The organism is Thalassotalea profundi (genome assembly GCF_014653195.1).
GTDB classification, from domain to species: Bacteria; Pseudomonadota; Gammaproteobacteria; order Enterobacterales; family Alteromonadaceae; genus Thalassotalea_B; species Thalassotalea_B profundi.
Genome location: NZ_BNAH01000010.1, coordinates 44,548 through 63,042, shown reverse-complemented (window position 1 = coordinate 63,042; position 18,495 = coordinate 44,548). Strand labels below are relative to the sequence as shown.

The 18,495-nt window shown below is 36.2% G+C and carries 16 protein-coding genes; 11 read left to right on the top strand and 5 right to left on the bottom strand.

Annotation, left to right across the window (positions count from 1 at the left end):
* The first annotated feature begins 281 nt into the window (after positions 1-281).
* The 9 genes from IE155_RS12650 to IE155_RS12610 all read left to right on the top strand — a co-directional run bounded on the left by IE155_RS12650 (position 282) and on the right by IE155_RS12610 (position 10,936).
* A complete protein-coding gene (locus IE155_RS12650) occupies positions 282-647 on the top strand; it encodes a response regulator (protein ID WP_189378609.1) in 366 nt (121 codons plus the stop codon).
* A complete protein-coding gene (locus tag IE155_RS12645; RefSeq protein ID WP_189378608.1) occupies positions 644-1,252 on the top strand; it encodes a chemotaxis protein in 609 nt (202 codons plus the stop codon). Before IE155_RS12650 ends, IE155_RS12645 begins: the two co-directional genes overlap by 4 nt.
* On the top strand, positions 1,252-2,202 hold the full coding sequence (locus IE155_RS12640; protein ID WP_189378607.1) for a sensor domain-containing diguanylate cyclase: 951 nt from the start codon (positions 1,252-1,254) through the stop codon (positions 2,200-2,202). The genes IE155_RS12645 and IE155_RS12640 overlap by 1 nt, the downstream gene beginning before the upstream one ends.
* 256 nt (positions 2,203-2,458) lie before the next feature.
* Entirely contained in the window at positions 2,459-4,915 is a 2,457-nt protein-coding gene (gene thrA / locus IE155_RS12635; protein WP_189378606.1) for a bifunctional aspartate kinase/homoserine dehydrogenase I, read from the top strand.
* A complete protein-coding gene (thrB, locus tag IE155_RS12630; RefSeq protein ID WP_229817281.1) occupies positions 4,915-5,919 on the top strand; it encodes a homoserine kinase in 1,005 nt (334 codons plus the stop codon). The genes thrA and thrB overlap by 1 nt, the downstream gene beginning before the upstream one ends.
* 33 nt (positions 5,920-5,952) lie before the next feature.
* A complete protein-coding gene (gene thrC / locus IE155_RS12625) occupies positions 5,953-7,245 on the top strand; it encodes a threonine synthase (RefSeq protein WP_189378605.1) in 1,293 nt (430 codons plus the stop codon).
* A gap of 86 nt (positions 7,246-7,331) precedes the next feature.
* On the top strand, positions 7,332-8,018 hold the full coding sequence (gene ung / locus IE155_RS12620) for a uracil-DNA glycosylase (RefSeq protein WP_189378604.1): 687 nt from the start codon (positions 7,332-7,334) through the stop codon (positions 8,016-8,018).
* 169 nt (positions 8,019-8,187) lie between these two features.
* Entirely contained in the window at positions 8,188-9,207 is a 1,020-nt protein-coding gene (locus IE155_RS12615) for a sensor domain-containing diguanylate cyclase (protein WP_189378603.1), read from the top strand.
* 211 nt (positions 9,208-9,418) lie between these two features.
* On the top strand, positions 9,419-10,936 hold the full coding sequence (locus IE155_RS12610) for an aminotransferase class V-fold PLP-dependent enzyme (protein WP_189378602.1): 1,518 nt from the start codon (positions 9,419-9,421) through the stop codon (positions 10,934-10,936).
* A 68-nt stretch (positions 10,937-11,004) separates the two neighbouring features.
* Here the strand turns inward: IE155_RS12610 and IE155_RS12605 are convergent, their stop codons facing one another.
* Positions 11,005-11,589: a GNAT family N-acetyltransferase gene (locus IE155_RS12605; RefSeq protein WP_189378601.1), complete on the bottom strand. Its 585-nt coding sequence runs from the start codon at positions 11,587-11,589 to the stop codon at positions 11,005-11,007.
* Positions 11,590-11,695: 106 nt separating this feature from the next.
* On the opposite strand from IE155_RS12605, the gene IE155_RS12600 reads away from it, so the two are divergent.
* Positions 11,696-13,045 (top strand): NAD(P)/FAD-dependent oxidoreductase, encoded by a 1,350-nt coding sequence (locus tag IE155_RS12600; protein WP_189378600.1) that lies wholly within the window; start codon positions 11,696-11,698, stop codon positions 13,043-13,045.
* Positions 13,046-13,129: 84 nt separating this feature from the next.
* Here IE155_RS12600 and IE155_RS12595 read toward each other — a convergent pair whose 3' ends face one another.
* The 4 genes from IE155_RS12595 to IE155_RS12580 form a co-directional block, all read right to left on the bottom strand.
* Positions 13,130-15,526 (bottom strand): Ig-like domain-containing protein, encoded by a 2,397-nt coding sequence (locus IE155_RS12595; protein WP_189378599.1) that lies wholly within the window; start codon positions 15,524-15,526, stop codon positions 13,130-13,132.
* Between the two features lie 101 nt (positions 15,527-15,627).
* A complete protein-coding gene (locus tag IE155_RS12590; protein WP_189378598.1) occupies positions 15,628-16,593 on the bottom strand; it encodes a D-2-hydroxyacid dehydrogenase in 966 nt (321 codons plus the stop codon).
* 38 nt (positions 16,594-16,631) lie between these two features.
* Positions 16,632-17,837: an NnrS family protein gene (locus IE155_RS12585; RefSeq protein ID WP_189378597.1), complete on the bottom strand. Its 1,206-nt coding sequence runs from the start codon at positions 17,835-17,837 to the stop codon at positions 16,632-16,634.
* 97 nt (positions 17,838-17,934) lie between these two features.
* The gene (locus tag IE155_RS12580) at positions 17,935-18,171 is read right to left on the bottom strand and encodes a DUF2164 domain-containing protein (protein ID WP_189378596.1); all 237 of its coding nucleotides are present in this window, start codon (positions 18,169-18,171) and stop codon (positions 17,935-17,937) included.
* Between the two features lie 94 nt (positions 18,172-18,265).
* Here IE155_RS12580 and IE155_RS18080 point away from each other — a divergent pair, with 94 nt between their 5' ends.
* A complete protein-coding gene (locus IE155_RS18080; RefSeq protein WP_268245255.1) occupies positions 18,266-18,391 on the top strand; it encodes a hypothetical protein in 126 nt (41 codons plus the stop codon).
* The last annotated feature ends 104 nt before the right edge of the window (positions 18,392-18,495 follow it).

Here is an 18,495-nt window from a genome sequence, read left to right as displayed (position 1 = left end):
TTTTAGACACTTTGTTAAGTTTATATTAAGTACATTTTAAATTGTACATTTTATCAGCAGCTTAACGTTTTGTTATATGAAATAACTTTAATTCATTATAATTATTAAAAATGTAAAATATTTGTAAGTTACTTATATATATATTGTTTTTATAGTTGTGGTGCTTTATCTGTACAATCAGAGCAAAAAACTAGCAATATTTAACTGTTGTGGATTAACACAGGAGAATATTTAAGGTAAATTAGGGGGATAAAAATAATAACCTTAGGATCCCCAATTTCATGAGCTCGTCAATCCTTATTTGTGATGACTCTAACTTAGCCCGTAAGCAAGTTTTAAGAAGTTTACCTGATATATTATCCGCCGACGTTCAATTGGCTACTAATGGGCAAGAAGCACTAGAATTGTTAACAAGCCAAAATTTTGACATATTATTTCTTGATCTGACCATGCCGATATTAGATGGTTTAGGGGTATTACAAGGAATTAAAGAGAATAATACTAATATTGCCGTATTTGTAATTTCTGCTGATATACAGCCTGAAATGCAAAGTAAAGTATTATCTTTAGGTGCCAAAGCATTTCTTAAAAAGCCTGTTAAAAAAGAAGTCTTAATAGAACAACTTCAGCAACACGGATTTTTATGAGTAACTTCAATTTAACAGAAGATCAGCAAGATTGTTTACAAGAACTTATCAATGTAGCGATGGGGCAGGCGAGTGATCAATTAGCGCGTTATTTAGACACTTTTGTTTATTTAAAAGTCCCTAGTATTGAGCAAGTAAGTTCACAAAGCTTAATTGGTACATTAAATCCATCAGATACTACAGTAGCTGTTGTTAGTCAGGGATTTTTTGGTTATGAAGGTATTCGAGGCGAAGCATTACTGATATATCAACCAAAGGATTCCGATAAATTGGCTGATTTATTAGGTTACGAGCCTGATGAGCTTTCGGTTGAAGAGCAAATTATTGATTTGAGTTCTATTTTGACAACAACATTTTTAAATGTTTTTGCTAGCCAAATAGAAAACCAAATGTCATATAGTGCGCCACGATTATTAGCTTCTCATAAGGGGGCTATTTCAGAACATATAGAACAACAATCGTATAACTGGGATCTTGCACTTAAAGTGAAGATTACCTATCAAGTGACTGATTATTCTTTTAATTGCGATATGGTTTTACTTATTCCAGAGTCTGCAATAGTTAATATCACTGATGTGCTTGACCGTATTTTGGCGTCTTTTTAATGTCTCTTGAAAGTTACTGCGCTAATATAGTTGATAGAATAAATACTGGTGTATTGATACTTGATCTTGATTACAACATTGTTATGTGGAATCGCTTTTTGCAGGTTCACTCTAACAAAAGTACTGAAAATGTAATTGATAAAAGTGTCTTTGATGTGTTTCCTGAATTACCTCGTCGATGGTTTGAAAGAAAGCTGTCCAGTGTCATCGAACTTAATACACAGTCTTTTTGTTCATGGGAACAGCGGCATCATTTATTTGAGTTACCTCATACCCGGCCTATAACGACTGACAGCGTTTATATGGCACAAAATTGTACGTTCTTACCCGTGTTAGATGATAGTAAAATAACTAATATTTGTCTTTTAATTGAAGATGTTACAGATGTATATCACTACCAAACAAAGTTAAATACAGTATTAGAGCAGCTTGCCCTTTCTAATAGAATTGATGGCTTAACCCAAATCTTTAATCGAAAACATTGGGAAGAATGTTTAGCAAAAGAATTTTCAAGAGCACGACGTTATGATCATGGTTTGGCATTGATTATGTTCGACTTGGATTGTTTTAAACTTCTTAATGATACCTTTGGCCATCAAGGCGGAGACAAAGTATTAATAAAAGTTGCTAGCTTAGTTCAAACACTTTTAAGAGCATGCGATATATTCGGACGCTATGGCGGAGAAGAGTTTGCTATTATCTTACCGGAAACTGATTTGACCGGAGCGCTAGATGTTGCTGAACGGGTGCGTAGATCTATTGCTGAAATGATCGTAGAGTTTCAGGATGAAATTATCCATGCCTCAGTTAGTGTTGGCGTCGCTGTGATAAACCCTGCTGATACTCGCTATGAGGACTTAATTTCAAATACCGATATTGCTTTATATAAAGCTAAAAATGCAGGTCGAAATAAAGTTTTCGCAATAAACGAACTTGATGAATTTGTATAAAAGTAGCATATATTCACCTTAACCTTTATTTTATTCATAAATTATAACCTTTTATTCATAGATAAAGGTTGACAGTAAATATCAATTCGGGCATTTTATTGGCATGAAATTATTTATCAGCCGCATTACCATTATTATCACCACTACCATTCTCAAACGACTGGTGGTTATTGGCTGACGTATAAAAAAAAGTATTTTATCGAAGTCTGTGACCATAAAGGTTACGGACTTTTTTTGTTTTTAGGGGATGTAAAAAATGCGTGTATTAAAATTTGGTGGATCATCATTAGCAACTGCAAATAGATTTATACAGGTTGCCGAGATCATCAAAGATAAAAGTCAAGAGTCGCCAGTGGCTATTGTTGTATCAGCTCCACAAGGAGTTACTAATCATTTAGTTGCTATGGCTGAAAATATTTCAGACGAAGATAAGTTAGCTAATGATTTAATTCATTTTAATCGCGCTATTACCACTATTATTGACGACTTAAGTGCAACTCTTCCTGCATTTTGTCCACAACATGCAGAGCAAGTACTCACTAATTGGGAGCATAGTCTTGGTCGGTATTTAAAAGGGGCAACAATGCTTTCGTATTGCCCAGATCATATACGCGCAATTATTATTAGTATCGGCGAACGTTTGAGTGTGGCTATTTTAGATTCCGTTCTCAAAACCTATAAAATAAATGTATCTTTGATTGAGCCAGAAAAGTTTCTATACACTAATAATGTATCTCTTAATGCTTTAGCTGATCTTGTGTTGTGTAAAGAGGTGTTTGGTAAAGAGTACAATCAATTAAATCAAGTTTCATTAATGCCTGGTTTTATAGGCACTAATCAAAAAGGTAATGTGACAACACTGGGACGTAATGGCTCTGATTACTCGGCTGCTGTTTTAGCGGTATGTGCACAAGCAGAGTGTTGTGAAATTTGGACTGATGTTGATGGTGTTTATAATGCTGATCCTCGCTTTATAAAAGATGCAACATTACTTGATTATTTATCATATCAAGAAGCAATGGAGCTTTCTTATTTTGGTGCTAGTGTTTTACACCCAAAAACTATTGGTCCTATAGCGCAATATCATATTCCTTGTCTGATTAAAAATACCGGAAATCCTGAAGCTAAGGGAACCTTAATTGCAAATGAAAATGACCAAAAGAAACAAGTAAAAGCAATTTCTAATTTAGATGACTTAACTATGGTTAATGTTTCAGGTCCTGGTATGAAAGGCATGGTTGGTATGGCAAGTCGAGTATTTGCTACTATGAGCCGTGAAAACATTTCACTCGTCTTAATCAGTCAATCATCAAGTGAATACTGTATTAGTTTTTGTATTCATTCTTCAGATGCCGAAATTGCGGAAAACTGTTTAAAACAAGAATTTGAGTTAGAGTTATTAAATGGTTTGCTTGAACCTATTGGTTTGAAACATGAACTTTCAATTGTTTCTCTAGTTGGCGATGGGATGCATCATCAGCAAGGGGTTGCTGCTAAATTTTTTAGTTCATTAGCACAAGCACGTGTTAATGTTGTTGCTATTGCGCAAGACTCATCAGAGCGAAGCATTTCTGTTGTTATCGAGAAAAGAAAGTGTACTGATGCGATGAAAGTGAGTCATCAAAACTTCTTCTCTCACAAACCTACTATCGATGTCTTCTTAGTCGGTTGTGGGGTCGTTGGTAGCGAACTTATCGCCCAAATTGCTCGTCAGCAACCAAAGTTAAAAGAGCAGAATATTTCACTTAAAGTGTATGGTTTAGCAAATAGTAAAGGGATGGTTTTTGATTCTGAGGGTATTGACCTAGATAACTGGCAAGGTCTTATGGGGAAAGAAGCTGTTGCTGTTAATGCAGAAAATATTAAAAAATTTGTTAGAGATCATCATTTAATAAACCCTGTTCTTGTTGATTCTACTTCCAATGAAACGTTAGCAATGAGCTATGTTGACTTTTTACAAGAAGGCTTTCATGTCGTAACACCTAATAAAAAGGCTAACACCGATTCTTGGGAGTATTATCAAGCATTGAGAAAGGCGGCACAATCCACTAATCGACGTTTCTTATATGAAACAACGGTTGGTGCTGGTTTACCTGTAATTGATACTTTGCAAAGTTTAATTAAAGCGGGTGATGAATTGGTACAATTTGAAGGTGTTTTATCAGGTTCGCTTTCTTATATATTTGGTAAGCTTGACGAAGGCATGAGCTTATCGCAGGCAACAACAATAGCAAAAGAAAATGGCTTTACTGAGCCTGACCCTAGAGATGATTTAAGTGGTTTGGATGTTGCGCGTAAATTATTAATTATGGCGCGTGAAGCGGGCATGAAGTTAGAGTTATCAGATATTGAAATTGAACCAGTATTAACTAAGGGGTTTGATGATAGTGGTGATATTCCAACTTTTATGGCTAATTTGACTTTGCTAGATAAAGAATTTTCACAACGGGTTGAAGAGGCTAAATCACAAGGTAAAGTATTACGTTACATTGGTAATATCATCGAAGGTAAATGTCGAGTGTCTATTGAAGCTGTTGGTGTTGAACACCCACTTTATAGTATTAAAGATGGAGAGAATGCTCTTGCTATTCATAGTCGCTACTATCAACCATTGCCTTTTGTGTTAAGGGGGTATGGTGCCGGTGCAGAGGTAACTGCCGCAGGTGTATTTGGTGATTTATTAAGAACATTAGCATGGGAGCAACAGCACTAATGTCACAATTAATGTCAAAACTAGACGGTGTATCTGTTTTTGCTCCGGCTTCTATCGGTAATGTTAGCGTTGGTTTCGATGTGCTAGGGCTTGGTGTGAAGCCTATTGATGGTACATTATTGGGCGATGTAGTCTCTATTGTTCTAGCAGATGAAGACAGTTTAACGGTTGTGGGTGAGTTTGCGAAAAAACTACCTGGGGATGTAAAAGATAATATAGTTTGGCATTGCCTCTTGTTGTTTAATAAAGCAATGGCTGAAGCTGGTTATAAAACTGAAAAACTTGCGCTAACTTTGGATAAAAAAATGCCTGTTGGTAGCGGTTTAGGGTCTAGTGCTTGTTCAGTTGTCGCGGCACTTGAAGCCTTGAATCAGTTTTATCAGCAATATAATCAAACAGGATTTGATCGAAAAAAGATGCTGTTAATGATGGGCGAAATGGAAGCGCAAATTAGTGGTAGTTTACATTATGATAATGTTGCGCCTTGCTATTTAGGCGGTATGCAATTAATGGTACCTGATGCCGATATAATTAGTCGTAACTTGCCACAATTTGATGATTGCTTTTATGTAATGGCTTATCCTGGTATCTCAGTTTCAACTAAAGCTGCACGCGAAGTGTTACCTCCAGAATATAGCCGAGCAGACTTAATTCATTTTGGACAGAACTTAGCGACTTTTGTTGATGCGTGTCATCGTAATGATAAAGTGCAAGCTTTCTCGGTATTAACTGATGTGGTGGCAGAACCTTACCGTCAGCATTTATTACCAAAATTTGCAGAAGCAAAGCAATATCTATTATCGCAGGGAAGTTTAGCTGTTGGAATTTCAGGGTCAGGGCCAACGTTGTTTTGTGTTGTTGATGATGAAGATAAAGCTAAAGAATTTGAACAATGGTTAACAAATAATTATTTACAAACAGAGGCTGATGGTAATAACTACGGTTTTGTTCATGTTTGTAAGGTAGATAGTCAAGGTGCCTGTGTATTAAATACTGACACATAGCATTATATTGAATAAGTTTGATAGGATTTTAGAGTGAAATTTTATAATTTAAAAGAAAATGATGAAGTAGTAAGTTTTGCAGGTGCTGTTAAGCAGGGGTTGGGGCGTAATCAAGGGTTATTTTTTCCTGAAAATGTTCCTACTTTGGATAATATCGAAGAGTTATTAGCAATGCCTTCGGTTGAACGTAGTGTTAAAGTACTATATCCCTATGTTAGTGATGATTTAACGAAAAAAGAGCTATTAGAGATTGTTACTGAAGCGTTTAATTTTCCAGCTCAGGTCCAGCCTATTAGTGAAAATCGTGCCATTTTAGAGTTATTTCATGGACCAACACTTGCTTTTAAAGACTTTGGTGCGCGTTTTATGGCTAAATGTTTACAAGCGTTTAGCAAAGATAAAAAAATCACAATTTTAACTGCGACATCAGGTGATACCGGGGCTGCAGTTGCTCATGCTTTTCATGGTATTGCTAATATTCGTGTGGTTATTTTGTATCCGAAAGGAAAAATTAGCTTACTACAAGAAAAAATGTTTACCACCTTAGGTGGTAATATTGAAACCCTTGCGATAGATGGTAGCTTTGATGATTGTCAATCGTTAGTTAAGCAAGCTTTTGATGATAATGAACTAAAAGCAACTATCGGTTTAAACTCGGCTAATTCAATTAATATTAGTCGCTTATTAGCCCAAATTTGTTATTACTTTGAAGCCGTAGCACAGCTGTATCGTCAAAAAGGCAGTAAAGCGTTAGAAAATATTGTTTTTTCAGTACCAAGTGGCAATTTTGGTAATTTAACTGCTGGTTTATTTGCAAAAGCCATGGGGTTACCGATTAAACGCTTTATTGCGGCAACTAATGCTAATGATACGGTTCCGCGCTACTTAAAAACCGGTGAATGGTCGCCAAATGAAACTGTGGCTACTATGTCTAATGCAATGGATGTGAGTAATCCTAACAATTGGCCTCGAGTTGAACATATGCTTAAATCAGGCATCGTTGAAGAAGGCTGTGTTAGCTCAGTATCAATTGATGAAGAACAAACACAAATGACGGTTATTTCTCTAGCAAAATTAGGTTATATCAGCGAACCACACGCAGCTGTAGCGTATAAAGCATTGCAATATAATGCTAATGATGATGAATTTGGAGTGTTCTTAGGAACAGCACATCCAGCTAAATTTAAAGATGTGGTTGAAAGTACCTTAGGTCAGCCAATTGGCTTACCCAAAGAATTAGCTGACTGTGCTAGTGAGTCTATTCTATCTGAAGATATGGCAGTAAATTTTGCTGATATGAGAGCTTACCTAATCGCTGGGAATTAATTACATTTTTTGAGCGTAATATAAAGAGCGGCTTTAAGCTGCTCTTTTTTGCTTAGTATAATTACAAACGCTATTTAAGGTTTAAAATGAAAATTCCTCCGAGTTGGCAATCTGTCATAGAACAAGAACAAAATAAAGCGTATTTTAAAAAATTAGAAACAGATATCAAACAACAAAGAGCAAATGCTCAAGTGATTTTTCCAGAAGAAGAACACGTTTTTTCTGCTTTTCAATATTGTGATTTACCCAATGTAAAAGTTGTAATTTTAGGACAAGACCCTTACCATGGTGTTGGTCAGGAAGGACAGCCACAAGCTCATGGACTTGCATTTTCAGTTCAATCACCCACAAAAACACCACCATCGTTAGTTAATATTTATAAAGAGTTAACCCAAGATATTAATAACTTTAAAACGCCTGAACATGGCAACTTAACCGCTTGGGCTAAGCAAGGCGTATTATTATTAAATACTGTGCTAACGGTAAAGCAAGGGCAAGCGAATTCCCATGCTAAACTAGGATGGGAAACATTTACTGATGCAATTATTGATGCTATTAATGTTAATAATAAAGGTTGTGTTTTTATGTTATGGGGAAGTCATGCACAAAAGAAAGGTAAGCATATAGATAGCCACAAACATTATGTGTTAAGTGGTCCACATCCATCTCCATTGTCTGCGTATCGTGGTTTTTTTGGTTGTCAGCATTTTTCTAAAGCCAATAACTGGCTTGAACAACATGGTATTAAGTCAATTAACTGGTGTCTGTCATAGATTAATCTTTGGTTAATGCTATTTTAACAGATCACACCGTAAAAACTTTCAATGGTTAAAATTTATGCTACTTTTAAAGAGGGTCTTTCTTTTATTACAGATTGATATTTACAATATGAGCCTAAGTAAAGGCTGAGAATCATACTTACTAAGGATAATCGTTTAGGTTATGGAAAACATCTATAAACATCAAACAGTTGAACAATCCGACAACACTTTAAACTCAATATTAGCGTTAATCGTTGAGGGGGTGTGGGATTGGAATAGCAATACAGGTCAAGTAACACGAAGTCCGGGTTGGTTTCGTATGCTTGAATACGAAATAGATTATAGTAAAAATGACGTCTTTACTTGGGAAAATATCATTCATCCCGATGATTACTCAAGAGTGATGAAACATTTTGAGTCTTACCTTTATGGAAAGTTGGATCACTACGAAATTCAATACCGCTGTAGGAAGTCTGATGGTTCTTACTTATGGATAGTTGATCGCGGAAAAGCTATTGAGTTTAACCAAGATGGTAGTGTTGCACGAATGATAGGTGCTCATCATAATATTGATAAACAAAAATCTATCGAACTTGAATACAGTCATCAAAACCAGTTGCTGAAAGAGGGGAATCTCACCCTTGAAAAAATAGTTAGAAAGAAAGCCGAACAGCTTGAAAAGAAAAATAAATTACTTGAAAAAAAGCTTATTGAAATAAAATCTATCTCCAATATTGATTCATTAACGAAAGTGGCTAACCGAAATAAATTTGAAAATGAATTAGAGCAAGAAGTCCTGCGTGCCAATCGTTATCATCATGCGTTGTCATTAGTTATTTTTGATATTGATCATTTTAAAGAAATCAACGACAGCTATGGACATAAAGTAGGAGATCGTATTTTATGTCATCTAAGTGAATTGGTTTCCGCAAATATCAGAGATGTAGATCTTCTTGCTCGGTGGGGGGGAGATGAGTTTGTTATTATATTTCCTGAACTTTGTCGTGAGAAAGCTCATATTGCTTGTGAGAAACTTAAAGCACTTATTAATGAAAATAAAATGAGTGATGATATTTCTGTATCCTGTAGTTTTGGTGTTTCACAATATAAGTTAGGTGATACATTAGATGAGTTGTTTCAGCGAGTAGATAATTTATTGTATTACTCCAAGGAAAAGGGAAGAAATACGGTCCAATCTTAGTTTTTCCAAACAAAATTTTTTTGGTTGGTTTTGACTTGAAATGGTTTTTCAAAAAAACTGTATTTAACACAACGAATCAATATGTAAATTTCATATTTTTCTTCAAATTAGAATTATATTGCTTTTAATTTTTAAATATTGGTTATTAATTGCTTAAAAAAAGCCTTTTGTTAGAATTTAAATATACTTTAGTCGTTTTTTAGCATTTATTATGTCTTTAGAGAATTATTTTTCACAATTTCGTCGTCATATTATTGGTCAAGAATTAACACATCTTATTAATGGCGTTGAGCACAGAATCGTTTATGCAGACTGGACGGCAAGTGGTCGACTTTATCAGCCAGTTGAAGATTATATTGTAAAGGTCTTAGGGCCTTATGTTGCCAATACTCATACTGAGACAAGTTTAACGGGTTGTGCGATGACACATGCGTATCATGACGCACAAAAAATCATAAAAAAACATGTTAATGCCTGCGATAACGATATTTTAATAACGGCAGATGCCGGTATGACAGGGGTAATTAATAAATTTCAACGTTTACTTGGCTTGCGCATTCCTGAGCGAATGCAATCACAGGTTCACTTTTCTGATGAAGATAAACCAGTTGTCTTTATTACTCATATGGAGCACCATTCAAATCAAACCTCATGGTATGAATGTGATGTGACCCTAGAGATTGTTGATCCTGATGATAAAGGTTTACCCTCATTAGATCACTTAGCGCACCTTTTAGAAAAATATGCAGAGCGTAAAGTTAAAATAGGCTCTTTTACCGCATGTTCAAATGTCACGGGGATAAAGACACCATACCACCAGCTAGCTGAGATTATGCATGACCATGGTGGCTTATGCTTCGTTGATTTTGCTTGTTCTGCACCTTACGTAGATATTGATATGCACCCTACAAATGCTAAACAAGCGTTAGATGCTATTTATTTTTCACCCCACAAATTTTTAGGGGGCCCTGGGAGTTCTGGCGTTTTATTGTTTAATAAGGCTCTCTATAAAAATAGAGTTCCAGATCACCCTGGTGGCGGCACGGTAACATGGACTAATCCTTGGGGAAAGCATAGCTTTTTTAACAATATTGAAATGCGAGAAGATGGTGGTACACCAGGATTTATACAATGTATAAGAACGGCACTGGCGATTAAAGTTAAAGATGCTATGGGGGTCGATAATATTGCTTTACGTGAACAAGAAATTACGAATTACGTCATGGATAAGTTAAGTGAAAATGAACGTGTTGTCATGTTGGAACCAAGTATTCGTGACCGTTTAGCTATTGTTTCTTTCTATGTTAAAGATGTTCATTATAACCTTGTCGTTCGGTTATTGAATGATAAGTTTGGTATACAAACTCGAGGTGGCTGTTCTTGTGCAGGTACATATGGACATATTTTATTAAATGTTGATCAAGATACCTCCTCTAAAATCACTCAGCAAATAGATTTAGGTGATTTTGCAGGGAAACCAGGATGGGTAAGAGCATCTTTTCATCCGACTATGACTGATAAAGAAGTGGCGTTTGTTGTTGATGCGATCAATCAAGTTACTGAAAATATAGAAGCATGGAGCAAGGAATACCGTTTCGATCCTGCTTGTGGTGACTTTAGTCATGCAAATTTAAATATCACGTATCCAAGTCTGGATAGTTTTTCTGCATTAATCGATAGAAAAACGACAGAAAAAACGCCTTCATTTATTAAAAAGCTCTTTGGATAGACTATAAGGTTGCAGACTCTAGAAACCTGTACATCAAAAGTCTGCGACACATCACTTTCTATAGCGTATTAAAAATTTATAATCATCTCCGCGGCAACACAGTGGCAGTCATTATCGCAGACAGGGCATACATAGCCTTCTTGACTCAGTTCATTCCACCGTTCAGGATGATTTTTAATGAGTTGGCCACCACATTTACTAAAATATTTTACTGCGCTATTGCCGGGACTTTGGCGCCATAAATGACTTACCCCCGCTAATGAGCCTTGTTTCTTAGCCGCTTCAATTGCGAGTGATAATAACTGCGAACCAACACCGAACCCCCTATAGTTTTCATCGACAGTATTACATTTGAAATAACAAACGTGTTCAGGTGAAACTGACCAAGATTCAGGAGTACACCATTGATCTATCATCCATTGTTGCTGTGCATAGGTTATTCGAAAGCCTACGAGCAAATTGTCACAATAAGCGACAAAGCTTGCATTAATATTATGATATACACCTTTTTTATACCATTGGCGTAACACCACTTCATCCATATAACCTTCGCCGTGTACTTTTGTTGCAAGTTTAATGATCCCATGAAAATCCTCTGGCGACATTTCACGGTAAAGCATGTTGGCTTGAGCATTTCGTTCCGTTTTCAGCATAAATTATAGGTACATTATTTCGAATTAATTTATTAAGGTTAATAGCTTATCAAGCTTTTCTAAGATATTGTAGGTTAAGATAAACTTTTGTTATTTTGGTAAAAACATGTACGACCCCCTTCATCATAAATCACCAGGTTGCTTCGAACCTTATCCAAATAGTTACTGGGCCAAAACAGCTGGTAATGCACCAAAAGATGATGGTGCTATTGCTCAAGATATACATGTTGACGTTGCTATAGTTGGTGCCGGTTATACAGGACTTTCATGTGCATTACATTTAGCTCGAGAACATGGGATCAAAGCGCATATACTTGAAGCTAATCAAACCGCATGGGGATGTAGCGGACGTAATGCCGGCTTTATTTTAAAGTCTTCGGGTAGAAAATCGTTTGTAACTATGCAGCAACAATGGGGCGAAGAAGTTATGCGTGGTATCTATAACGAAATGGCTTCTGGTGTTGCTACGGTAAATCAGTTAATTGATGAAGGTATAGATTGCGACAAACAATCTATGGGTTATATAAAAATAGCTCATAAAGCTAATAAGCTAGATGATTTAATCGCATTAGCCAAACTCCAGCAAAAGATGTTTAATTATGATGTGCAAATTTTGTCACGAGAAGAGTTGCATCAGCAATATATGGCGGATCAAAATGCTTATGGTGCTATTCGATATCAAGATGGTTTTGGGTTAAATCCCTTAAAGTTAGCATGGGGCTATCAAAAATTTGCCAGAAATGCTGGTGTAAAGATACATACAGGTTCACCGGTCGAACATTGGTTACATTCAGATAACAAAAAAGATAGTCAACACCGTTTGGTGACACCTAATGGCACTGTTACAGCAGATAAAGTCGTTATTGCCACCAATGGTTATACACCGAAAGGTTTTCATCCATTAATTACCAATAAAACGTTACCTGTACTCTCTCAAATTATTGTTACGGAACCGTTATCAGATGAGCAAATTGCCGCGAGCAATTTTTTAACTAATAACGTGGTTATGGATACACGAGAACTAAAATATTACTATCGTAAACTACCAGACAATCGTATCTTATTTGGTGGGCGAGGTGCCATTACGGGTAAATCGGCTGAAGATCCCTATTATGCTAATCGCTTATTATCGATTTTGAAAACTAGTTTCCCTGCTTTACAATCACTCAATATTGCCTATGCGTGGTCAGGTTGGATTTGTATGGCGCTAGATGATTTACCGCATATTTATCAAAACGAACAAAAAAATGTTTTTTATTCGATGGGCTATTGCGGTAGTGGGGTTTCTTTCTCGGCGCAAGCAGGAAAGCGCTTAGCAGAAAAAGTTGCAGAAAAAACACTACCTGATTTACCTTTATATAATAAACCGTTGCCAACGTTTCCTTTTGCTCCCTTAAGACGAGTGGGACAATGGGGATTTTTTCATTATGGAAAAATTAAAGATCAGTGGTTTTAGTACATTAAAAAGAAACACCCCAAGATAATAAGATAGCTTGGGGTGTTTATTTTAGTTTTATATTTAATAAAAAAGTCGTAGCGACTAAGGCAACGAAATTTCTTTATTAATAACAATATTATCCAGGGTGTTGGGTGTTGAAATAGTGATGGTTAAACGACCAGTTTCAGGGGCATTTCCTAGCTCATTTTCAATAGAAAAACTAATACTTTTATAGCCACTACTGCCCGTATTTCCAACATCATAAGAAGTGGTGCCTGTTAGCGAGCCAACTTCAAGCGCAACGGAAACGTTTGACCCCATAGGTAAAGTTTGCAATGCACTATCTGCAAAGCTAAATTTTAATGCAAGTGAACTACCGTCTGCAATACTTGGTAATGCAATACTACTACCATCGGAGTTTTGATAAATTATAGTATCATCTTCGCTAGACAATATGTAACTTGGGTTGTTTGCACTCGACATAATAAGTACTAACGCTTTACGAAGTGTTGACTTTTTAGCCTGTTCATCACACAAATCGCCACTACATTGCGGACCATTAAATTTGCCATCGGCGGGGCTAAATGCACCATCACCATTGTCGTCAAAAAATATCACTTCGTTTGCGTCTTTGACTAAGTTTTCATTATCATCTCGCCAAGCTTCCGACATATCAACAAAGCCTGAGGCTAACGGTGATTGACGTCCAAATCCAGAAGATACGCTAGCATTAGTAACAGCAATACCATCATTTTCATCAAAAGTATTGTTACCGTTGCTATCGTAGAAAGTTTCATGCCCAGAAGCTGTTGCTAATATGGTACTACGATGATCAGAAAATAATGAGCCATTTGAAGTCCATTCAACTGAGCAACTACCACCTACGGTATTACAGCTTGGCTGAATACTTCCCCCTTCTGTAGTAAAATTAATGCTTGTGCCATCAGGAACTGGGTTGTTAAAACTATCTGCTAACCACGCAGTAATCGTTGATTTTTCTCCAATAGTACTTGCTTCAGGGTTAATGGTACTGGAAGCAATTGTAAAACTACTTTGCTCAGGTAGTCCTGTATTAATTGAGAGTTCGTTTGATTGAGTTTGAACGGTACTCGTTGATCCATCGTTAGTCATTGTGGCTGAAGCTGTAACACGAACAACTGTCGGGGTAGTACCTGATATCACCTGAGTTGTTATTAATCCCTGGCTATTGGTTAAGCCTGAGAAGCGGCTTAAGCTAATACCGCCGACTTGGGTGTCTAAACTAAACTCAACTTCTTGTTGAGGCAATAGATTACCTAAAGCACTTTTAACAACAAAAGTTAAAGTAGAAGTTTCCTGACCGCCACTACCTTTTAATACAATGCTATTAGGTGATGATGAGACAAACTCAATCGAGCCTAATTGTTCACCTTGGATAACAATAACTTCTGATGCAGTTTTAGTATTGCCATTAACGGTTACTGAAGCAACAATAACATCATCACTACCGCTAATGCCCGCGCAATTTAAATCTTCAAAAGTAGCACTTGCTTTACCTCTAATAGTGAATACTGTTTCGTCAATTGTTGCAGTGTCATTACTAACGCAGTTTGAAGTAAAGGTTACAGGGGTTGGTGTACTAATGCGATTATTATTACTGTCTATTAAGTCAACATATATACCTAAAGTACCGCCAGCACTAATGATATTGTTAGTGATTGATGTGGCTATTTTTCCTTCTAGGAAGTCTCCACTTGTATCAAAGTAACCGATACGAACATCGTCATTGATCACTGTGTCAGCAGCTACAATTTCATAATTAATACGTGAACTCGTTGTACTGTCATCCACTAAAGAAACGGTAATAACACCCGCACCAATAGAGCCGTCGCTGGTTAAAGTGACTATCGCTGAGCCATTATTTTTTGTCAGTGCTGTAGTCGCATTTAATGTACCTACATCAGCAGTAATGCTGACGAGTTCATTAGCTATTGGCTGGTAACTTTCATCTGTTAAGGTAATTAATAATTGTGCTTGTTCGTCAGCTTTTAATTGGTTACTTGCAACACCATTAACATTCATTGTTAATGATAGGCTAGGGATAATTGTACTGATTTCATTATTAATGAATTCATAATCAACGATTTCATTGAGTGTATCGACTGTTGCTGAAGCTGTCCCTGCACTTAATATCAATTCAGGGTTACTAATGGTTATTTCTGCAATGCCAAGAGCATTAGTTAAACGAGAGGATGCAGATAGCTCACCTAAATCGGCATTAAAATTAACTCGGCGATTAGCGATTGGCGAGTTACTACTGTCTAGTACTGTCGCTTGTACCGTGATCTGACTTTCTTTATCAAAACTAGATTGAGTTTCATCACTGGCATTGAGGGTTTGTAACTGTAGGGTTGCAGCGACGGTTGTGCCGTCAGTAACGGTGGTGTTTTCGCCAGAACTACCGTTGCAACCTATTAATGCAACAAAGGTAAAAACTAAGACAAACCAAAGCTTTTTCATCAAATATCTCTTGAAATAATTATATTTATAATACGCTAAATCATAAAAGCCTGATTGTTAAAAGTCCATGTATATCCAATAAAACTAATAAATAACTACAATTAAACAACGCAATTTGTCGTTTTACCTACTTTGAAGTCAGCAATATTTTGAGCAATTAAATTAAGCAAACGTTGTTGCGATTCAATACTTGCCCAGGCAATATGTGCGGTAATTGATAAATTTGAATTATTATTTTGCAATTTATATTGTAGTAGAGGGTGCTCAGCAGGGGGAGGTTCTTGGTCTAATACATCAAGTGCGGCATAAGCAATCCGCTTATTTTTTAAGGCTTTTATTAACGCAATATTATCAATAATTGCACCTCTAGCGGTGTTAATTAACATAGCTGTAGGTTTCATTAGTGCTAATGAGTCGGTATTAATTAACCCTTTAGTTTGTTCGTTTTCTGGACAATGCAATGTTAATACGTCTGCTTGTTGTAATGCGCAGGTGAAACTTACTCTTCCCTCTCGAATTTTGTTGGCATTTGGTCTTTCAGCAACTAATACTTTCATGCCAAAGGCATTTGCGACTTTAGCTACTCCTTTTCCTAATTCACCATAACCAACAATCGCTAGCGTTTTTTCGGAAATTTCAGTGCTGCCATCACCGTGATAGCAGAAAGAGTGGTGTGTTTGCCACCTTCCTTCTTTCACATTGTTATCATGCTGATGAGTTTGACTAAAATACGCTAATATTTGAGCAAAAACATATTGTGTTACCGAAGGTGTTGAATAGCCACGTACATTAGAGACCGTAATACCTAGGTTTTTAGCTGTTATTAAATCAACATTATTAGTGCCTGTTGCAGCAATACAAATAAGAGACAACTTAGGTAACTGATTTAACACTTCTTTAGTTAACCTAACTTTATTAGTGATAATAATGTCAGCGTCTTGGCAATGGGAGAGCACTTGCTTTTCTGTTGTTAATGGATAACAAGTAAGCTCAGTTACCTGATCTTTGATTGCGTTAAAAGAAAGTTGGTCACTAAAGGTTTTCTGATCCAAAAACACCGCGTGCATTAATAATATCCTTAATGAAGTAATTCGATTTTTAATCGTTAACCTGGTCTACCGTCTACACGTGGCATAAGCATCATAGGACCATAGAAAAAAATAAAAATCATAAATGATAATATCCATGATAAACCAGCAATACTAAGAATTATATTATAATGTTCAGGCCAAGCCCAAGGAGCAAAACTTCGAACTAGTGCTGAAAAAACTAGTATTATAAAAGCAAATGACATTAATTTAGGTGGAGTTAATGGGCGGCCTGTATGCCCTAATGATACTCTAGCAATCATTGCAAGTACTGTAGTTGCCATTGCTCCTATGGTTACTAAGTGCCAGGCATGATTGACGCTTAACCCGCCCAAGGAATAACTAAATCCTAAAACAATTAACCCAATGCCTAAAAGTAAGATCCCAACATGTAATGACCATAATAAAGGTACTCTTAAGGTTATCCATGGCCGCCATCTATATTGTCTTATTAGCTGAGTGATACCTGCAGATATTGAGACTAAACCAAATACAGTGTAATTAATGGCCATAAATGGGGCTAATATTAGTATTAACCCTAAAACAGCAATCGATCCGTTAGCTACTTTATCTAAGAAAGGGCTTGGGCTTGCTTTAGGTGTTTGGGTGCCGTTAGCAGTAAACATTGGTGTTACTCTGCCGGCCATCACGGAAATGAGAAAACTAACCATAATAACACCAGCATAACCAGCATACTTCAATGAAACCAGCTCAGGTGAATAAACGGCTAAATGCATTTCTAAGTTAATTAATGAAAAAACTAGTAATAGAGGTACAAAAAAAAGGTTACGATATTGCTTAATAGCACAAATAGGCTTAGCTAAAATAAAAGCGACTATAGGCAAAAAGCTAAGATCAATAATAGATGACATGCTCTGTCCTAAAAGCTCTGGTACGCTCATTACTATTCGGCCTAAGCCCCAAATTATAACAAGAAAGAGTAATGTTTTTCCTTTAATACCAGGGATTCCAGTCCAATTTTGTACAGCTGTTAATAAAAAACCAGTAACAATTGCGATAAAGAAGCCGAATATCATTTCATGGATGTGCCACCATAAGCCTCCGCCAAAAGGGGAAAAGATGAGCGTTGTTTCTAATAAAAGTAGCCAAGCTAAAATTGAAAACACAGAAAAAGCGCTGCCGAATAAAAAGAAAGGGCGGAAGCCTAAACGTAAAATTGGCGGTATTTTCTGCTCTTGTTTAAGATCGGTAATTTGCATCATTTTTATTAAAACTTAGGTATTACAACAAAGGTATTTGCATTAATCATAAGACCTTTTTTATTAAATAGGTACGATGTAGATCAATATTTTGTCGGATTTAATCTGCGGGCCTTTCTAATTGAAATATATCATCAGAGATAACGTCAAAACGTTGTGATATTAAAGCTTGTGTGTCATATAAACCTTGATTATAGAAGTGCCCTCCTAATTCTTTACAGATAAAGTCCAATAAAAAGTCGGCGTCAAATTGCTCAAGTTCAAAGTCTAACTCACGTGAAAAATAGTGTTGTAACTTATTAATTAAGAGTTCTTTTTTTTGCGGTGAAAAATCCATGTTGTTTTTAATGCCTCACTCAAGTGAATATGGTAAGTTAATTTGATTGATATCAGCTATTATTCATCTTTTTATATAATATGGCATTCCATTGTTGAAAAAAACACTAAAAGAATTATGGCACACCGATTGTCAGTTTTGTCGTAAAGCGCGTATGACTATTTTATGGTTAGTGTTAATGATGCTTGCTGATGTTTTATGGTTTCATTTGATTTTTTAGAAATATTGATCGAATTTAATGTTTGATTTCTTTTTTACTAACCTTTAATCGTCTATACTATCGCCAGCTCATTCACATCGTGAATTTTTAATATTCATCAAATA